The organism is Pseudomonas sp. USHLN015 (assembly GCF_037153275.1).
GTDB lineage: Bacteria > Pseudomonadota > Gammaproteobacteria > Pseudomonadales > Pseudomonadaceae > Metapseudomonas > Metapseudomonas tohonis.
In genome coordinates this window covers 95,381-109,451 of the sequence record NZ_JBBCKP010000013.1, presented here as the reverse complement: position 1 = coordinate 109,451, position 14,071 = coordinate 95,381, and the positions used below count along the sequence as shown (strand labels likewise).

Annotated in this window: 15 protein-coding genes; 7 read left to right on the top strand and 8 right to left on the bottom strand. The window is 68.8% G+C overall.

What is annotated here, in order from left to right:
* Nucleotides 1-102: 102 nt before the first annotated feature.
* Genes WFQ67_RS25225 through WFQ67_RS25205 form a run of 5 tightly spaced genes read left to right on the top strand, consistent with a single transcriptional unit; the run spans nucleotide 103 to nucleotide 3,213 of the window.
* The gene (locus WFQ67_RS25225; protein ID WP_213630521.1) at nucleotides 103-654 is read left to right on the top strand and encodes a chalcone isomerase family protein; all 552 of its coding nucleotides are present in this window, start codon (nucleotides 103-105) and stop codon (nucleotides 652-654) included.
* Nucleotides 655-665: 11 nt separating this feature from the next.
* A complete protein-coding gene (locus tag WFQ67_RS25220; protein ID WP_337058525.1) occupies nucleotides 666-1,202 on the top strand; it encodes a DUF3833 domain-containing protein in 537 nt (178 codons plus the stop codon).
* 30 nt (nucleotides 1,203-1,232) lie between these two features.
* Nucleotides 1,233-1,538, top strand: a complete 306-nt coding sequence (locus WFQ67_RS25215; protein WP_173174511.1) for a DUF6482 family protein — start codon at nucleotides 1,233-1,235, stop codon at nucleotides 1,536-1,538.
* A complete protein-coding gene (locus WFQ67_RS25210) occupies nucleotides 1,535-3,076 on the top strand; it encodes a cryptochrome/photolyase family protein (RefSeq protein WP_442969626.1) in 1,542 nt (513 codons plus the stop codon). Before WFQ67_RS25215 ends, WFQ67_RS25210 begins: the two co-directional genes overlap by 4 nt.
* A complete protein-coding gene (locus WFQ67_RS25205; RefSeq protein WP_173174516.1) occupies nucleotides 3,073-3,213 on the top strand; it encodes a DUF2256 domain-containing protein in 141 nt (46 codons plus the stop codon). Before WFQ67_RS25210 ends, WFQ67_RS25205 begins: the two co-directional genes overlap by 4 nt.
* Before the next feature lie 19 nt (nucleotides 3,214-3,232).
* Here WFQ67_RS25205 and WFQ67_RS25200 read toward each other — a convergent pair whose 3' ends face one another.
* From WFQ67_RS25200 to WFQ67_RS25190, 3 genes are all read right to left on the bottom strand, one after another.
* A complete protein-coding gene (locus tag WFQ67_RS25200; RefSeq protein ID WP_213629470.1) occupies nucleotides 3,233-3,616 on the bottom strand; it encodes a c-type cytochrome in 384 nt (127 codons plus the stop codon).
* Nucleotides 3,617-3,826: 210 nt separating this feature from the next.
* The gene (locus WFQ67_RS25195; protein WP_213629469.1) at nucleotides 3,827-4,411 is read right to left on the bottom strand and encodes an HD domain-containing protein; all 585 of its coding nucleotides are present in this window, start codon (nucleotides 4,409-4,411) and stop codon (nucleotides 3,827-3,829) included.
* 111 nt (nucleotides 4,412-4,522) lie between these two features.
* Nucleotides 4,523-5,080, bottom strand: coding sequence for a helix-turn-helix domain-containing protein (locus tag WFQ67_RS25190; protein WP_337058523.1), 558 nt, complete (start codon nucleotides 5,078-5,080; stop codon nucleotides 4,523-4,525).
* 255 nt (nucleotides 5,081-5,335) lie between these two features.
* Between WFQ67_RS25190 and WFQ67_RS25185 the strand changes: the two genes are divergently transcribed.
* Entirely contained in the window at nucleotides 5,336-5,851 is a 516-nt protein-coding gene (locus tag WFQ67_RS25185) for a thioredoxin family protein (protein ID WP_337058522.1), read from the top strand.
* A 26-nt stretch (nucleotides 5,852-5,877) separates the two neighbouring features.
* On the opposite strand, the gene WFQ67_RS25180 is transcribed toward WFQ67_RS25185, so the two are convergent.
* Complete coding sequence (locus tag WFQ67_RS25180) at nucleotides 5,878-6,627, bottom strand: SIR2 family NAD-dependent protein deacylase (RefSeq protein ID WP_337058521.1); 750 nt, start codon at nucleotides 6,625-6,627, stop codon at nucleotides 5,878-5,880.
* 185 nt (nucleotides 6,628-6,812) lie between these two features.
* On the opposite strand from WFQ67_RS25180, the gene WFQ67_RS25175 reads away from it, so the two are divergent.
* On the top strand, nucleotides 6,813-8,897 hold the full coding sequence (locus WFQ67_RS25175; RefSeq protein WP_337058520.1) for a hybrid sensor histidine kinase/response regulator: 2,085 nt from the start codon (nucleotides 6,813-6,815) through the stop codon (nucleotides 8,895-8,897).
* Nucleotides 8,898-8,899: 2 nt separating this feature from the next.
* Here WFQ67_RS25175 and WFQ67_RS25170 read toward each other — a convergent pair whose 3' ends face one another.
* From WFQ67_RS25170 to WFQ67_RS25155, 4 genes are all read right to left on the bottom strand, one after another.
* Nucleotides 8,900-9,511, bottom strand: coding sequence for a LysE family translocator (locus WFQ67_RS25170; RefSeq protein ID WP_337058519.1), 612 nt, complete (start codon nucleotides 9,509-9,511; stop codon nucleotides 8,900-8,902).
* A 248-nt stretch (nucleotides 9,512-9,759) separates the two neighbouring features.
* Nucleotides 9,760-10,512, bottom strand: coding sequence for a substrate-binding periplasmic protein (locus WFQ67_RS25165; protein ID WP_337058518.1), 753 nt, complete (start codon nucleotides 10,510-10,512; stop codon nucleotides 9,760-9,762).
* Between the two features lie 28 nt (nucleotides 10,513-10,540).
* Nucleotides 10,541-12,151 carry an ATP-binding protein gene (locus tag WFQ67_RS25160; protein WP_337058517.1) on the bottom strand — a complete coding sequence of 537 codons (1,611 nt, stop codon included), beginning with the start codon at nucleotides 12,149-12,151 and terminating at the stop codon, nucleotides 10,541-10,543.
* Nucleotides 12,148-13,686, bottom strand: a complete 1,539-nt coding sequence (locus WFQ67_RS25155; RefSeq protein WP_337058516.1) for a DUF3369 domain-containing protein — start codon at nucleotides 13,684-13,686, stop codon at nucleotides 12,148-12,150. Before WFQ67_RS25155 ends, WFQ67_RS25160 begins: the two co-directional genes overlap by 4 nt.
* Nucleotides 13,687-14,071: the final 385 nt, after the last annotated feature.

The window sequence follows — 14,071 nt, the reverse complement described above, 5'->3', positions numbered from 1 at the left end:
GGATCGTGTGAACCTATGACGAACAATCTATACAAATACTTATACATAACTAGTATTTGTACAGATATCATCTATCCCATGAGCACACTTGGAGAGACCTTCATGCGCCTGGCACCGCCTGCCACCTCGGCATTACGCGCCGTCGCCCTGCTCTGCCTGCTACTGGCAGGCTCACCGAGCTGGGCGGACTGGCGCAGCGAGCTGCCCGGCGCGAGGCTGGTCGGCCAGGGCGACTTCACCTGGTTCGGCCTGCGGGTGTACCAGGCCCGGCTCTGGAGCCCGGTGGCGCCGGTGGACTGGAAGCAGCCCTTCGCCCTGGAGCTCATCTACAGCCGCGAGCTGTCGCGGGACACGCTGGTGCAGGCCAGCCTGGACGAAATGCGCCGGCTGGGGGGCGCCTCGGTCGATGAGCAGCGCCTGGCGGCCTGGGACGGCGAGATGCGCCAGGCCTTCGTCGACATCCAGCCGGGCCAGCGCATCACCGGCCTGTACCTGCCCGGCCAGGGCAGCCGCTTCTATGTCGACGGGGCATTCCGCCATGCGATCGCCGACACCGACTTCGCCCAGGCCTTCTTCGCCATCTGGCTGGATGCCCGTACCCGTAATCCCGAGCTGCGCCGCGAGTTGCTCGGGCTCAATGAAACAAGCCAATGAGGAGGCCGATGATGCGTGCCGTAATAGGGTTGCTGTGCTGCCTGCTGCTCGCCGGTTGCGGCGGTGTGGATGTCCATCACTACGCGAAGGAGCGGCCGCAGCTGGACCTGCCGGGGTTCTTCTCCCGGCCGGTGCAGGCCTGGGGCATGTTCCAGAACCGCTCGGGGGAGGTGGTCAAGCGCTTCAAGGTCGACATCACCAGCCGCCGCGAGGGCGAACGGCTGATCCTCGATGAGCGCTTCCTCTACAGCGACGGCACCCGCCAGCAACGGGTATGGACCCTGACCCCGGCCGGCGAAGGGCACTGGCGCGGCCGCGCGGCGGACGTGATCGGCGAAGCCGATGGCGAAGTGGCCGGCAACGCCCTGCGCTGGCGCTACACGCTGAACCTGGACGTGGATGGCTCGACCTGGGAAGTGGACTTCGACGACTGGATGTACCTGATGGACGAGGACACCCTCATCAACCGCTCGAGCATGAGCAAGCTCGGGGTGGAGCTCGGCCAGGTGACGCTGTTCTTCCGCCGCGATGCCGCGTCGAACGACTGACTGACCGGGCATGAGCCGGAGGACTGGGCGATGAATCTCCAACAACTCGGCGAAGCCGCTCTGGCGGGCCGTATCGAGGGGCTCGAAGTGGTGTCCCTGGAAGGCGGTTTCTACATCCTGCAGGCCAGGCTCGCCTCGGGCCTCGAAGGGGTGCTGGACGAGCAGGGAAAGGTCTTGCGCCTGCGCTCGACGACCCAGCTCCGCGACCTGCTGCAAGGCTTGCCACGGCTGCCCTGCGAGCTGGTGCAGCATTGCGTCCATGACGAGATGTGCGGAGTCCGCGAGGGCCCGCTGGAGCCGCTGCGCCTGCCCCTGTCGCTGGACTCGCAATGGTGAACGGCCCCGTTCGCCGGCTCGGCCTGGTGCTGGGCGACCAGCTCAGCTTCGACCTCTCGCTGTTCGATGAACTCGACCCGGCCCACGATGCGCTGCTGATGGCGGAGGTCCGGGAGGAAGCGAGCTACGTACCGCATCATCCGCACAAGATCGTGCTCATCTTCAGCGCCATGCGTCACTTCGCGGCGGCACTGGAGGCGCGCGGCTGGCGGGTGATCTACGTGCGCCTCGACGCTGTCGACAACAGCGGCAGCCTGGCCGGCGAGCTGCGGCGCTGGCACGCCGCCCTGGGCGAGCCGGCGCTCCACCTGACCGAGTGCGGCGAGTGGCGCGTGGAGGCGTCGCTGCGCTCGACCGGCTTGCCGCTGACCTGGCACGCCGACCGCCGCTTCCTCTGCTCCCGCGAGGCGTTCGCCAAATGGGCGGGCAACCGCCGGCAACTGCGCATGGAGCTGTTCTACCGCGAAATGCGCAAGCGCACCGGGCTGCTCCTTGAGCCGGACGGCCAGCCGCTGGGGGGCAGCTGGAATTTCGACGCCGACAACCGCAAGGCGCTGCCCAAGGGCGCGCGCGGGCCCTTCCCCGCGCGGTTCGGGCAGGATGCGATCACCCGCGAGGTGGTGGCCCTGGTGGGCGAGCGGTTCGCCGGGCACTACGGCCGCCTGGAAGGGTTCGACTACCCGGTGACCCACGAGGAGGCCCAGGCGCTCTGGCAGCACTTCCTGGAGTTCGCCCTGCCCTCCTTCGGCGACTACCAGGACGCCATGGCCGAGGGCGAGCCCTACCTGTTCCACGCGCGCATCAGCGCCGCCCTGAACATCGGCCTGCTGGACCTGCGCCAGCTCTGCGCCGATGTGGAGAACGCCCACCGCCGGGACCGGGTGCCGTTGAACGCCGCCGAAGGCTTCATCCGCCAGCTGATCGGCTGGCGGGAATACGTGCGCGGCATCTACTGGCTGCGCATGCCGGAATACGCCGCGCTCAACGCCTTCGGCAACCAGCGGTCGCTGCCGGCGTTCTACTGGACCGGCCGCACCGACATGCGCTGCATGGCCCAGGCGATCGGCCAGACCCTGGAGCTGGGTTATGCGCACCACATCCAGCGGCTGATGGTGACCGGCAATTTCGCCCTGCTCGCCGGCATCGCGCCGGCGGCCATCTGCGAGTGGTACCTGGCGGTCTACCTGGACGCCTTCGAATGGGTCGAGCTGCCCAATACCCTGGGCATGGTGATGCACGCCGACGGCGGCTACCTCGGCTCCAAGCCCTATTGCGCCAGCGGTCGCTATATCCAGCGGATGTCCGACCACTGCGCCAGCTGCCGCTACAGCGTGGAGCGGGCGACCGAGGACGACGCCTGCCCCTTCAACGCGCTGTACTGGCATTTCCTGATGCGCCATCGCGATCGCCTGGGCGGCAATCCGCGCCTGGCCATGGTCTACCGCAACCTGCAGCGCATGGCGGATGCGCGGGTCGAGGCCCTCTGGCAGCGCGGCGAACGGCTGCTGGCGCGGCTGGACGCCGGCGAGGCCCTGTGAAGAAGACCCACCTGCCGCACAAGATTTGCGCGGTGTGCGGGCGCCCCTTCGCCTGGCGCCGCCGCTGGGCACGCTGCTGGGACGAGGTGCGCTACTGCTCCGAGCGCTGCCGCAACCAGCGTCACGCGGCCCGCTGACGCAGCCCGCCTCCTGCGCTCAGCGCCGCTGGAGGATCACACCGCTCATGTACTGGTTGAGGTCGCGGAAGTCCTGGACGCTCCAGGCGTGCGGCGGGATCTTCACCCCGTTCTCCTGCAGCGTCCGGGGAATCAGGTCGCCATTGGGGCGCAGGATGACCGACGAGACGATGACCCCCGGGTAGTCCGCGAGCCGCTGCCGGAAGGCAGCCGTCGTCAGGTCGGGGGTCGGTGGGTCGCTCTTGTGGGCCAGCGGGCCGCTGCCCTTGATGTCCGCTCCGTGGCACACGGCGCATCTCTGCTGGTAGAGCTTCTTGCCGTTGGCGATATCGGCGAGGCAAAGCATTGGCTGGGCGAGTGACAGGGCACCCAATAGAGCGAGGAGCGACGGTTTGATTTTCATACGGCCTTGTACGAACCAGACAATGATCGAGGAAGCGCCCGGGCGTTGCTCCTGCAACGCCGGCTGCCCGTGCTGGCGATGAACCCGGGCATTCATGGGCAGCGGGTTCACGAGAGGGGCAGGCACCGCGCCATGGTCCCACAGGCGACGGCCTCGCCGTGAGGATTTCCTGCTGGCGAGCGCGTCGACGTGACGGGGTTCGAACGCCGCTCAGCGAGCCGCGCCCGCCTGCGCCTCCATCCGCCGCCTCGTGTCCTCGTCCAGCTGTGCACGGATGGCCGCGAACAGCGGTTCGCCGCTGGTGTAGCGGCGCCCGTAGCCGAGGTTGAAGGCGTAGTCGAAGTCCTCCGGGTTGGCGCCCTGGGTGTGCTGCAGCAGGGTCTCCAGCTTGTCCAGCGCCTTGACCGCCAGCGCCTCTGGGGAGGCGGCGTTCTCGTAGTCGTCCCACAGCGCGAGGATCTCCCCGCGCAGCCCATCGTCCAGGGTGCGGGTGAGGGTCAGCAGGTCCTCGCGCTCCTGGGCCCCCTTGTCGGGATGGCCGCCCTGCTCGACGGCGGGGATGTCGCCATGGATGGCCTCGCCCAGGTCGTGCACCACGCACATCTTCAGCACCCGCAGCAGGTCGAGCCCGGCCAGCTCGTCGGCGAAGGTGATGGCCATCAGGCACAGGCGCCAGCTGTGCTCGGCGGTGCTTTCCGCCCGCCCGGAAGAGGTGTGGGCGCTGCGCAGCACATCCTTGAGGCGCTCCGCCTCACGCAGGAAGTCGAGCCGCGCCCTGATGGTGTCGATGTTCATGCTTCACCCGCGAAATGGTCGTCGGAGCCGGAGGGCTCCCGTGCAGGCGCATAGCCTAGGCGCGCGGTTGGCGTCACGTCCACGCATGGAATATGCGTGGCCGGGCTGCACTCAGATGGTTTCCACCAGGCGCGCGGCGGTGCCGTCGGAAAGCGTCATGCGCGTCCAGCGGCACAGGCCCTGGCGGATCGGCACGATGGCGGACTCGTTGCTGCCGCTGCCGAACTCCAGCGCCGGCGGCATCAGCACGTCGCGCCAGCCCAGGGCGTCCAGCGCGTCCTCCTGGCGCACGATCTCCGGCGTCGCGTAGCGCCACAGCGAGCGGCCCAGCAGCTCGGAGAGGGGCACGCCGAATTCGGCGGCGCGCAGGGCGGAACAGGCCAGCAGGCGATGGCTCAGGTCGCAGACCAGGTGCACCGCGCGCGGGCTGTCGCCCACCAGCCGCGCCAGGGCCTGGTCGGCCGCCGCCTCCAGCCGGGCGCCAAGCACCTGCTCCACCCGCGCGCGCTCGGCCGGCTCCATCGCCTGCGCCCCGCTTTCCCAGCGCGAGATGGTCGACTGAGCGACGCCGAACAGCTGCGCGGCGTGGGCCTGCTTCACCCGGTGCAACAGGCGCCAACGGCGCAACGCGAGGCCGAGCGAGACCGGTTTCGGGAGGCTGTCGTACATGGCGCGGGCCCATGGGAAGTCGGTGGAAAGAGCGCAGATAGTGCAGGCTCATGCGCCACGCGGCCAGACAATCCTGCGATTCCCGACGATGGGCACACCGTCGGTTGTGCCGAGCGCAGCGAGACCCGACAGCGCGAGGCCCAGGCTGGATGAAAGGCGCCCCGCCCACCGGTGGAAGCCGCAGCGGCACTTGATGCGCACGCCACTTTTCTGCTGGGATGCCCGCCTCCCCTCACCCAACCCAGGAGGCCTTCCATGGCGTCATTCCAGCAGTTGTTCGAGATCGGCCAGGGCTTCGCCGACTTCCTCCGCAGCGGCCTGCCCGCCGAGCGGGACGCCGCCAACGTCGTGGTGCAGAAGCTGGCGACGCCGGGCAGCATCGGCCCCGCGGCGCTCGCACGGCTGCAGCGCCTCGAACGGCGCTACCACCTGCTGGTGGCCGGCGAGATGTGGTGCCCGGACTGCCAGATCAACGTCGCCGTGCTCGATTTCATCTGCCGCACCCAGCCGCTGATCGATCTTGCGGTGATCACCAAGGGCCGCGCCGAAGACGACCTCAAGGCCCGCCTCGGCCTCGACAAGGTCTCGATCCCGCTGGTGGTGGTGCTCGACGCCGCGTTCGAGCCGGTGGGGCTGTTCGTCGAACGCCCGCAGGCGGTGCTCGGCGCAGGTGAGGCGGTGCTGCGCGACTACAAGGCCGGCCAGTACCTGGAAGCCACGGTCGACGACCTGCTGGCGCTGCTCGAAGCCGCCGAGAACCGCCCCCTGTGACCCTCCCGGCCTGAGCGCCGGCCGGCTCAGGCGCCGAAGGCCTGGCGCAGCAGTTCCGGCAGCCGCTCGCCGGCCTTGCCCACCAGGGCGAACTCGCGCTCACCCTGCACCGCCACCGGCTGGGTATTGAGGTGCAGCACCGTGGCCCCCGCGTCCAGCGCCAGCCGGGGAATCCGCGCGGCAGGCTCCACCACGCCGGAGGTGCCGATGGACAGCAGCAGGTCGCAGGCCTGCGCGGCCGCGAACGCCTCGCGCAGCACATCCCCCGGCAACGGCTCGCCGAACCACACCACGCCCGGGCGCAGCTTGCCGTTGCAACGGGTGCAGCGCGGCGGCTCCACCCGGCGCCCTTCGTGGGGCTCGTCCGGCACGGGGATCTCCAGCGCCGGCCGCGCGCAGGCGAAGCAACGCAGCGCATCGAGGCGGCCGTGCAGGTGCAGCACCGCCTGGCTGCCGGCGCGCTCGTGCAGGTCGTCGACGTTCTGGGTGATCAGCGTGAGCCGTGGCACCCGCTCGGCGAGTTCGGCGATGGCCCGGTGCCCGGCGTTGGGCTGGGCGCGATGCACGGCGGTGCGCCGCCACTCGTACCAGCCCCAGACCAGCGCCGGGTCACGGCGAAAGCCTTCGGCGCTGGCCAGCTCGCCGGGTTCGAAACGCTCCCACAGGCCGGTCAGGCGGTCACGGAAGGTGGGAATGCCGCTCTCGGCGGAGATGCCGGCGCCGGTGAAGACGACGAGGTGCCTGGCCTTGGCCAGCAGGGTCGGGTCGAAGGTCATGGAGGGCTCCGGGGCGGGACAACGGGACGGTCACCCTGCCAGCATCGGCACGCCCGGGCAATCACCACGGCGAGGCGACGAACGAACACCCCGGCTGTGCGCCAGTGGGCGTTTTTATCGCCCGGCGCAGTGGCCAATCGGCCCGTCTTGACCGATATTGCATGCTCGCTCCGATGGATACTGACATGGACGCTTACTCCTTCCCCGCAGCCCCCGGCTTCATGAGCCGGCGGGTACGCGGTCACGATTGGGCACGGACGCCCCTTGGCCCCATCAGCGGCTGGTCGACCAGCCTGCGGGTGGCGGTCGAAATGATGCTCGCCTCGCATTTTCCCAGCTGTCTCTTCTGGGGCCCCGCACGCATCACCCTGTACAACGACGCCTTCAGGCCCATCCTCGGTGCCAAGCCCGAGGCCCTGGGTCGCCCCTTCGACGACGTCTGGCGGGAGGCCTGGCACAACATCGGCCCCATCGCCGATCGCGCCTTCGCCGGGGAAGCCACCTTCATCCAGGACTTTCCCCTGGAGATTGACCGCAACGGGCGCACCGAACGCTGCCACTTCACCTTCTGCTACAGCCCGGTGCGCGACGAGTCCGGCCAGGTGGTCGGCGTGCTCGACACGGTGATCGAGACCACCGCCGAGCGCCTCGCCCAGCAGCAGCTGCGCCAGCTCACCCATTCCCTGGAGCGTCAGGTGGCCGAGCGCACCCGCGATCGCAACCGCCTGTGGAACCTGTCGCCGGACGTGATGCTGATCACTCGCCTGGACATGGTCATCACCGCTGCCAACCCGGCGCTGGAACCGGTGCTCGGCTGGACCGAGAAGGAACTGGTGGGCACCAGTTCCCTCGACCTGGTGCACAGCGAGGACCTGAACCGTGCCTGGGGCGCCTCCCACAGCCTGATGCAGGGTGAATCCCTGCGCGACTTCGAATGCCGCATGCGCCACAAGGACGGCAGCTATCGCTGGATCAACTGGTCCTCCAGCCCCGGCGAAGGCCATATCTGCGCCATCGGCCGCGATATCACCCTGGAGCGCGAGCGCGCCGAGACTCTGCACCAGACCGAGGAACTGCTGCGCCAGAGCCAGAAGATGGAGGCCGTTGGCCAGCTCACCGGCGGCCTGGCCCATGACTTCAACAACCTGCTGGCGGGCATCAGCGGCAGCCTGGAGCTGCTCAAGCTGCGCATCAGCCAGGGCCGCACCGGCGATCTTGACCGCTACATATCCACCGCGCGCACCGCCGCCGAACGCGCCGCCACCCTCACCCACCGCCTGCTGGCCTTCTCCCGCCGCCAGGCGCTCGACCCCAAGCCCACCAGCGTCAACCGCCTGGTGGCCGGCATGCAGGAACTGATCAGCCGCACCATGGGCCCGATGATAGAGGTGGAGGTGCTCAGCGGCCCCGAGCTGTGGACGGTACTGGTCGACCCCAACCAGCTGGAAAGCGCCCTGCTCAATATCTGCATCAATGCCCGCGATGCCATGCCCGGCGGTGGCAGGCTGAGCATCGGCACCTGCAACCAGCACCTGGACCGTGCCCGCGCCAACGAACGAGGCCTGGCACCGGGCGAGTACATGACGCTGTACGTCACCGATACCGGCACCGGCATGTCGGAGGACGTGATCGCCCGGGTCTTCGACCCCTTCTTCACCACCAAACCCTCCGGCCAGGGCACCGGCCTCGGCCTGTCGATGGTCTATGGCTTCGCCAAGCAGTCCGGCGGCAGCGTGCAGATCACCTCGCGGCTCGGCCAGGGCACCAGCCTCTCCATCCACCTGCCGCGCCACCACGGCGAGGAGCGCATCGAACGTCCCTCCCAGCCGGAAGCAGCGCCACGCGCAGAGCGCCAGGCCACAGTGCTGGTGGTGGACGACGAAGCGCCGCTGCGCATGCTCATCGGCGAAGTGCTGCGTGACCTGGGCTACAAGGTACTGGAGGCGGTGGACGGCGCATCCGGGCTGACGCTGCTCGAAGGCGAGCAGCGCATCGACCTGCTGCTGGCCGATGTCGGCCTGCCCGGTGGCATCAATGGCAAGGAGATGGCACGGATCGCCCGGAGCATGCGCCCGGACCTGCGCGTGCTGTTAATCACCGGCTACGCGCAGAACAGCCTGTTCGACAACGAGCAGCTGGAGTCGGGCATGGAGGTGATGTCCAAGCCCTTCGCCATCGAGTCCCTCGCCTCACGGGTCAAGGGGCTGCTGCACAAGCCGGTACTGCCTCGCCACGGCGAGCCGGTCGACCCGTCCGTCCGGGCCGGCTGAACTCAGCGGGTCAGCGGCAGGGCCAGGCCCGCGGCGCCGAACAGCGCGCCGCAGCAGCGGTTGAAGCCCTTGCCGCTGCGCGCGAGCCAGGGCCGCACGCGGTGGGCCAGGCGCGCCAGCAGGTATTCCACCAGTGCCTCCACCAGGACGAAGGTCAGGGTCATCACCAGGAACTGCAGCCACAGGGGCTTGCCCGGGTCGAGGAACTGCGAAAGGAAGGCGCCGAAGAACAGGATCACCTTGGGGTTCGAGACCGCCGACAGCATCCCCTGGCGGAACAGGCTGGCACCACTGCGACGCCCCGCTTCACCGGCGGTCGAGACCTGCACCGGCGGCGAACGCCAGAGCTGGATGCCGAGCCAGATCAGGTACAGGCCGCCGGCGATCTTGAGCACCGTCAGCGCCTCGGCCGACGCCTTGAGCAGCGCGCCGATGCCGAACATCGACAGCGCCATGATCAGCACGAACCCCAGCGCGCCCCCGGCGATGGTGAACAGCGCCCGACGGTGCCCGTGCAACGCCCCGTGGGACAGCGCCAGCAAGGCATTCGGCCCGGGCGTGAGCGAAAGCCCGAGAACGGCCAGCAGGTAGATCAGCCAGGTGTGCATTGCCATGGGGTCGGCCATCGATGCGGGAAGGAGCCGCCAGTCTAGCGAGCCCGCCGCCACCACGAAATCCCCCACCCGACGCCCACATGCCGTAGGAGCGAATTCATTCGCGATGCAATGTCAGGCCGCTCGCCGCCTCGTGCCCGCGGCGGATCTTTCGCGGCTGAAGCCGCTCCCACGAGGAACCGGCCGCGACACGGTATTGGGCTACCTCGTCACCCCCGCGAACGCGGGGGCCCATTGAACGGGGCCCCTTACTGCCGATAGCGCTTGCGGAACGCCGCCGTCATGCTCGCGTAGCGCCCACTCTTGTGCAGCGCCTGCAGGCCCTTCTCGAAAAGCTGGGCCATGCGCGCGCCGTCGGGGTGGGCCTTGGAGAACGCCACCCAGAAGCCGTCGGTCTGCAGCACCCCGGTGAGTTTCACCTTGCCGCGCAGGTTCGCGTCCTGCTCGATGCGCATGTAGCCGGGCATGGTGTTAAGCAGGATGTAGTCCAGCCGCCCGGCCACCAGCATCTGCAGCAGCTGGCTGTCGGAGTTGGCACTGTGGCGGCGGATGGCCGGGTCTTCCATGAAGGAGGTCGGGTAGGTGTAGCCGTTGGTGATGCCCACCAGCTTGCCGGCCAGGTCCTTGGCGCCCATGTGGGTGCGCGGGTCGTCGGACCGGCCGAAGATCGCCAGGCCCTCCTCGAACAGCGGCGTCGGGTGCCAGATGTACTGCTCGCGATTGGCCTCGGTGATGGTCACGTCGAAACAGCCCACCGCCCGCGTGCCCTGGGCATAGAACAGGCAACGGGAAAAGGGCACGGTGAGAAAGTCCACCTCCACGCCTTGGGTGGCGAAGGCGGCGCGCACCAGGTCGACGGCGAAGCCCTGCGGCGAGGAGCCGTCCTGGCCGATGACCGAATAGGGTGCCCAGTCGTCCTCGGCGGCGAGGGTCACGCGTTCGGCGCTGGCGAGCCCCGGCAGCAGCCAGGCCAGCAGCACCACGACAGCCATCGATTTCATCGAGACACCTCCGGATGGCAGATGCGTTTCAGGCCGGCTCGGCGGACTCCAGCCGGCGTGGCAACCAGAGCAGGAAATGCACCCCGGCACCCTCTTCGGAGTGGAACTCCAGGCGCCCCTGGAGCTTGCGGGTGACCAGGTTGTAGACGATGTTCAGGCCCAGCCCGGTGCCCCCCGTGCCGCGGCGGGTGGTGAAGAAGGGCTCGAAGATCCGCTCGTGCAACGCCGCCGGTACGCCGCAGCCATTGTCACGATAGTCCAGCTCGACGCCCTCTCTCTGGCTGCGTATGCGCAGCGTGATGCGAGCCTCGGGGGTGTCGGCGAAGGCATGGCGCACGCTGTTGATGATCAGGTTGGCCACCACCTGGGTCAGCACCCCAGGCAGGCTGCGCATGTGCAGGCCGCTCTCGCAGTCCAGCTCCACGGTCACCGGCACCTTGCGCGTCTCCGGGTGCAGGCTGGCGATCAGTGCATCCAGTGCCTGCTGCACCTCGAACTCGCACCGCGCCTCGGACACCTGGTCCACCGCCGTCTGCTTGAAGTCGCTGATCAGCTTGGCTGCCCGCGCGATGTTGCTGGCCAGCATGGCGTTGCTGTCCTGGGCCAGCTCCAGCAGCGCCTGGAAACTCTCGCTGGTCAGGGTCTGCGCCTGGAACTGCGTGCGCAGGTCCGTCAGCGCCTCGGACAGCACCGAGGAGGCGGTCACCGCGATGCCCAGCGGCGTGTTCACCTCGTGGGCCACGCCCGCCACCAGCCCGCCCAGGGCCGCCAGCTTCTCCGACTCGATCAGCTGCCGCTGCGCCGCCTGCAGCTGCTGCACGCTGCGCGACAGCTCGCGGGTGCGCTCGGCGACCGTGGATTCGAGCTGCTCGGAATGGAACTGCAGGCGCCCCTCGGCCTCGCGCACCTGGCGCAGGTTGTCGCCGAGGGCCTGCAGGTGCTGGTTGGTCGAGCGCACCAGCACGCCGATCTCGTTGTCGGCATGGCCGGCGGGCTCCCGCAGGCGGGTGTCTTCCGGGGCGTCGATATCCACCCGGGCGATGGACAGGATCAGGCTGCGCAGCGGCCGGGTCACCCGCAGGTAGAACACCAGCAGCAGGATGGCGGAGATCGCCAGCGCATAGAACAGGCTGCTCAGCAGGGTCACCCAGGCGCGGTCGAGGAAGTCGTGCCCGTAGCGGTAGGTGTCCACCTCCACCTGCAGGGTGCCCAGCTCCTCGCGCTGGCCGGCGCCGGGCAGGTCCGCCTGCAACGGCCAGGCGTAGTGGCGGGTGGCGCCGAACAACAGGTCATTGAGGCGCCGCCCGCCCTGCCCGCGCAGCTCGCGGCTGTGCTCGGCGAAGACACGTCCCTCGGGCAGGAGGATGCGCGCCGAGGCCAGTGCCGGCTGCTTGAGCATGCCGCTGAGCAGGTCGCCGGCGGTGCGTGGGTCGAGACTGAAGACCACCGCCGTGACCGGCTCGCGGATCAGGCTGAACAGCGCCTGCATGTCCTCCTCCGGCTGCTCGCGGGCACGGTAGTAGTCGAGGCCGACCTGCACCACGCTGATGGCCAGCCCGAGCAGGCAGGCGCACAGGAGGTTGATGCGGACCAGGCTGGAGGACAGGCTGCGGCCGATGCGCACGGGCGCCGCATTCATGGATGCGGCTCGTCCGGGTAGCGCTCGCGGATGGCCAGGAATTCGTCGTGATTGTCCACCAGCAGGTCGACCAGGTGCGGGTCGAAGTGGGCGCCCCGCTCGGCACGGACCAGCTCCAACACCTGCTCCGGCGTCCAGGGTTCCTTGTAGCTGCGCCTGGACCCGAGGGCATCGAACACATCCGCCAGGGCAACGATACGCCCGCACAGGGGGATCGCATCGCCGGCCAGCCCGCCCGGGTAGCCGCGGCCGTCCCAGCGCTCGTGGTGGCTGCCGGCGATCAGCGCGCCGACGCGCATCAGCTCGCGGCGCGAGCGCTGGAGGATGGCCACGCCATAGTCGACGTGCTTCTTCATCAGCGCCCACTCCTCATCATCGAGCTTGCCGGGCTTGTGCAGGATGGCGTCGGGGATCGCCACCTTGCCGATGTCATGCAGGGGCGATGCATGCTGGATGAGCTGCACCTCGCGCTCGGGCAAACCGTGCAGCCGTGCCAGCAACTCGCTGAATAGCGCTACGCGCTGCACATGGGCGCCGGTCTCCTTGCTGCGGGCCTCGACCGCGTTGGCCAGGGTGTAGACCAGCTCCTTGGAGGTGGCCTGCAGGTCCTCCATCAGGTGGATGTTCTCGAACGTGATCGCCACGCTGCGCACGTAGATTTCCAGCAATTGACGGTCCAGCGTGCTGAGCGGCTCGATGTGGGTGACGTAGAGCAGGCTGGCGACACCGCGATCATTGCGCCGGAACAGCACGTAGGCGTCGTCGAAATGCTGCGAGGCGCCCTGCGCCAGCACCTGGTCGAAGCGGCGGGCCACCTCGGCCGGCAGGTTGTCCAGCGCCGCATTCGCCTCGTAGTGGACGAACTCGCCGGTGGCCGCCAGGGTGCGGGTCTGCGGCTCGTGGTCGTCGGTGCGGATCAGGCAGTAGAGCGCGGAATCCCCGAGGCACAGCAGCGAGGTCAGCTGCTCCAGCACCGTGGAGGAGAACAGCTTCAGCGTGGCGGCGTTCTGCACCTGGGCGCAGGCCTCCAGCACATTGCTCAGGCCCTTGCGCTGGGCGTCGATCACCCCCAGGTCCCGGTAGGCGCGGAGCATGGAATACAGCAGGGTGCGCAGCTTCTGGGTGGTGAGCTCGGTCTTTTCCTTGTAGTCGTCCACCTCGTACTCGCGGATCACCTGGTCCTCCGGCGCCTGCCCGGCCTGGCCGGTGCGCAGCACCAGGCGCGTCATGCGGTTGCCGCAGGCCTCGCGCAGGTAGCGAACCAGGTCCAGCCCGGCGTGCTCGGACTCCATCACCACATCCACGAGGGCCAGGGCGATATCGTCGCGCTGGCGGAAGGTCTCCTGCGCCTGAGCCGCCGAATAGGCCGAAAGCAGCTCCAGGGGCCGCTGCTGGAACTCGAAGCCGCGCAACGCCAGGCGCGTCACGGCGTGGACCTCCGGGTCGTCGTCGACCACCAGCACGCACCAGGGCGGCACGGGCCGGCTGGCGGGAGACGGTGACGGGGGCGAAGCGGGGGTGGCGAAGAAATCCATTGCTCTTACTCCTCGAACGAGCCCAAAAGGAGCATAGCTGCCGCCGGAAAAGATCAGGCCCGGATCAAGCGGTAACTTCTGAAAAACCTCGATGAAAATTCCGAATAAGCCGAGACGAAACATTGGCGCCTGTCCGATAGCGCGAGCCCGTGGGAGCGAATTCATTCGCGATGGAGAGCCCGACCCGCTCGCAGCCTGGTGCCGGCTTCGGTCTTCGCGGCTGAAGCCGCTCCTACAAGGCGCTCGGCGTCAACCTACGCAGCTCCGCAGAGCCCCCCGTGGGAGCGAATTCATTCGCGATGGAGCAGCGACCCGCTCGCAGCCTGGTGCCTATCTCGGGTCTTTTCGCGGCTGAAGCCGCTCCCACAGGGGCCGCCTGCCGACG

Coding starts and splice junctions, on each gene's coding strand:
- WFQ67_RS25225 (WP_213630521.1), top strand. CDS start 103: ATGCGCCTGGCACCGCCTGCCACCTCGGCATTACGCGCCGTCGCCCTG.
- WFQ67_RS25220 (WP_337058525.1), top strand. CDS start 666: ATGCGTGCCGTAATAGGGTTGCTGTGCTGCCTGCTGCTCGCCGGTTGC.
- WFQ67_RS25215 (WP_173174511.1), top strand. CDS start 1,233: ATGAATCTCCAACAACTCGGCGAAGCCGCTCTGGCGGGCCGTATCGAG.
- WFQ67_RS25200 (WP_213629470.1), bottom strand. CDS start 3,616: ATGAAAATCAAACCGTCGCTCCTCGCTCTATTGGGTGCCCTGTCACTC.
- WFQ67_RS25195 (WP_213629469.1), bottom strand. CDS start 4,411: ATGAACATCGACACCATCAGGGCGCGGCTCGACTTCCTGCGTGAGGCG.
- WFQ67_RS25190 (WP_337058523.1), bottom strand. CDS start 5,080: ATGTACGACAGCCTCCCGAAACCGGTCTCGCTCGGCCTCGCGTTGCGC.
- WFQ67_RS25185 (WP_337058522.1), top strand. CDS start 5,336: ATGGCGTCATTCCAGCAGTTGTTCGAGATCGGCCAGGGCTTCGCCGAC.
- WFQ67_RS25180 (WP_337058521.1), bottom strand. CDS start 6,627: ATGACCTTCGACCCGACCCTGCTGGCCAAGGCCAGGCACCTCGTCGTC.
- WFQ67_RS25175 (WP_337058520.1), top strand. CDS start 6,813: ATGGACGCTTACTCCTTCCCCGCAGCCCCCGGCTTCATGAGCCGGCGG.
- WFQ67_RS25170 (WP_337058519.1), bottom strand. CDS start 9,511: ATGGCAATGCACACCTGGCTGATCTACCTGCTGGCCGTTCTCGGGCTT.
- WFQ67_RS25165 (WP_337058518.1), bottom strand. CDS start 10,512: ATGAAATCGATGGCTGTCGTGGTGCTGCTGGCCTGGCTGCTGCCGGGG.
- WFQ67_RS25160 (WP_337058517.1), bottom strand. CDS start 12,151: ATGAATGCGGCGCCCGTGCGCATCGGCCGCAGCCTGTCCTCCAGCCTG.
- WFQ67_RS25155 (WP_337058516.1), bottom strand. CDS start 13,686: ATGGATTTCTTCGCCACCCCCGCTTCGCCCCCGTCACCGTCTCCCGCC.